Source organism: Variovorax sp. WDL1 (genome assembly GCF_001541225.1).
Taxonomy (GTDB): domain Bacteria; phylum Pseudomonadota; class Gammaproteobacteria; order Burkholderiales; family Burkholderiaceae_C; genus Variovorax.
In genome coordinates this window covers 1-2,978 of the sequence record NZ_LMTS01000307.1, presented here as the reverse complement: position 1 = coordinate 2,978, position 2,978 = coordinate 1, and the positions used below count along the sequence as shown (strand labels likewise).

The window sequence follows — 2,978 nt, the reverse complement described above, 5'->3', positions numbered from 1 at the left end:
CTGACCCAGCGCGCGCCGGGCGGTATCTATGAGCTGTTGGCCTTCAACGAGCGCGACCTCGGCCAGCTCGTGTCCCGCACGATCATCGCGGGCCTGGACCTGGTGCTGTCCAACGACCACCGGGGCGAGCTGAACACGTTGTTGCTGCATGCGCCGGATGGCCGCCTGCGGTTGCGGCATCTGCTGCCAGCACTTGCTCCCCTCTACGACCTGGTGCTGATCGACACCCAGGGCGCGCGTTCCGTGCTGCTGGAGATGGCGGTGCTCGCCTCCGATCTCGCGCTGTCGCCCGTCACGCCGGAGATCCTCGCGGCACGCGAGCTGCGGCGCGGCACCATGCAGTTGCTCGAAGACATTGCGCCGTACCGGCACCTGGGTATCGAACCGCCGCCGCTGCACTTGCTCATCAACCGCGTCCACCCGGTGTCCGCCAACGCACGGCTGATCCAGCAGGCCCTGCGCGACCTGTTCCAGGACAGCGCCGGCATCCGCGTGCTCGCCACCGACGTGCCGGCCATAGAAGCGTATCCACGCGCCGCAACGCGCGGCCTGCCAGTGCATCGGGTCGAGCACCGCCAGCCGCCCGGCAGAGTCGCCCCTGCCGCGCTCGACACGATGCGCGCGCTCGCCAGCGAGTTGTTCCCGCAATGGCAGGACCGACTGGCTCAAGTATCCGGCCGCCCGCAGCGACCTCTTGATCCTGGGAGGCCCCATGGCGAACGCACATGAGCTGGCCCGCGGCCACAAGCGGCTGCGCGCCCTGATCGAGTTCGCGGTCGGCGAGGGCTGGCACGTCAAGCGCACGCCGGGCGGGCACCTCAAGTTCACCAAGGCCGGCTGCGCGGCGATCTACACGAGTTCGACAGCGAGTGACCACCGGGCCGAATTGAACGCCCGTGCGCAGATCCGCCGCGCCGAGCGAGAGGCCCGCATGGCGCCGGCCGGCGGTCGTGGGGACTGCGAGGGGTGCGGCCATGGCTGACATGACCTCGCAGGACATGGCAGGCAAGCTGCTCGCGGCCGGCTTCGAGCGCAGCGGCCCAGCGGCTACGGCCTTGAGCGACCCGATCGCGGACACGCCCATGGTCGTGACGCTTGACCAGTTGCGGCCCTACGACCATGACCCGCGCATGAAGCGCAACCCGGCTTACGAGGAAATCAAGGCGTCCATCCGCGAGCGCGGCCTGGACGCGGCGCCGGCTATCACGCGCCGGCCCGGCGGGGACCACTACATCATCCGCAACGGCGGCAACACGCGGCTGGCGATCCTGCGCGAACTCTGGTCGGAGACCAAGGAAGAACGCTTCTTCCGCATATCGTGTCTGTTCCGACCATGGCCGGAGCGCGGTGAAATCGTCGCGCTGACCGGGCATCTTGCCGAGAACGAACTGCGCGGTGGCCTCACGTTCATCGAGCGCGCGCTCGGCGTCGAGAAAGCACGGGAGTTCTACGAGCAGGAGAGCGGCGCCGCCCTGAGCCAGTCGGAACTGGCCCGCCGCCTGGCGGCCGATGGCTTCCCCGTCCAGCGGTCGCACATCACCCGCATGGCCGACGCGGTGCGCTACCTGCTGCCCGCCATTCCCACCGTGCTTTATGGCGGCCTTGGGCGCCACCAGGTCGAGCGGCTGTCGGTCATGCGCACGGCCTGCAAACGCACCTGGGAGCACTACGCCAAGGACCGCTCGCTGCCGCTGGACTTCGACAGCTTTTTTCAGGAGGTGCTGGCGCAGTTCGACACGCAGGGCGACGAGTTCGCGCCGCAGCGCGTGCAAGACGAGCTGATCGGCCAGATGTCCGAGCTGCTGGGCATCGGCTACGACGTGCTGGCGCTGGATCTGACCGAATCGGAAAGCCGCCACCGGGCGCTGGTCAGTGACCCGACGCCACCTGCGGCGCAGCCGGCGTTGCCTTCGCCCACCGCCGGCACGCCGACTCCGCCGGGCGCAGCATCGTCCATCGCCACGCCTGCAGCGGCGGACGGTCCTCCACCCGCCAGCCCTCCGGCGTCCGAGCCCACCTTGCGCCACGACGACAAGGCGGCTAGCGAAGCGGCCACGGGAAGCCCGGCGGCTGCACCGAGCGATCTGCTTCGTGAGCACATCGTCTCGCCGGCACCGACGACCGAACGGCTGCAGTCGATCCAGCGCATGGTCGCCGACCAGTTGGGCGATGCGCTGCCGCCCGACTTCTCGGCGAGCGTGTTGCAGTCCATCCCGGTGCAAGCCGGCGGACTCTATCCGATCTCCGATGTCTGGTACATCGACGCGGGCCTGGACACGCCCGATCGGCTGCGCATCCACATCGCGCAGTTCGCGCGCGAGATCGCCGGGGAGGCAGGCCTGGACGAGTACATCGAGGATCGCGCCGATGGCATCGGGTTTGCGTGCCGCGCCCGCGGCCAAGCCCCGTCGCCGCTCGGCCGCGCGGTGCTGACGCTCCTCACTTCCCTGACGGGTCAGCCCGTCGCCGAAGCGGGCCTGGACGGCGCGCAGCTCGCCACCGACCTGCCGACCCTGTTGCACGGCCAGAGCCAAGGCCATGGCAGCGGCGCAAGGCGCTTGAGCGACACGGCGTTGGTCAAGCTCTTTCGGCTGCTCCGCTTGGCCCGGCGTCTGCTGGACCTGGAAGCCGGCACCACGGCGCCCGGGACGTGAGCGAGGGAGGTCGCATGTCCACATCGCATCCGCTCAACCAGGCCGTGATCGCCCAGGCGCTGTATGACCTTCGCAACGGCCAACTGCGCCGCTGCAAGGCCATGGGCTTCGGCGAGGCCGAGCTGGATGCGCTCAAGCACCCCGCGCTCATCAGCGTGCTGGCCAACGCCAGCGTCTCGTGGTGCTCGGTCACGGTCAACCGCGAAGTGCTGCAGCGCCTGCTCAACCAGGCACAGGACGTGGAGAAGGAAATCGCCACGGTCGATCGCATGCTGCGGCTGGGGGCCAGCACGGAGATGGTCAGCCGCTTCTATGGCCTGACCC

Annotated in this window: 4 protein-coding genes; all 4 read left to right on the top strand. The window is 69.4% G+C overall.

The genetic code is table 11. From position 1 onward, the window contains the following. On the top strand, nt 1–729 hold a 729-nt coding region (locus tag APY03_RS35995), incomplete at its 5' end, for a ParA family protein (protein ID WP_157103511.1). Next, nucleotides 713–982, top strand: a complete 270-nt coding sequence (locus tag APY03_RS35990) for a hypothetical protein (protein WP_003050422.1) — start codon at nt 713–715, stop codon at nt 980–982. The genes APY03_RS35995 and APY03_RS35990, both read left to right, overlap by 17 nt. Then, on the top strand, nt 975–2,654 hold the full coding sequence (locus APY03_RS35985; protein WP_003120039.1) for a ParB family protein: 1,680 nt from the start codon (nt 975–977) through the stop codon (nt 2,652–2,654). The genes APY03_RS35990 and APY03_RS35985 overlap by 8 nt, the downstream gene beginning before the upstream one ends. A 14-nt stretch (nt 2,655–2,668) precedes the next feature. After that, nucleotides 2,669–2,978 (top strand): DUF2857 domain-containing protein (locus APY03_RS35980; protein ID WP_157103510.1); only part of this gene is annotated, 310 nt, incomplete at its 3' end.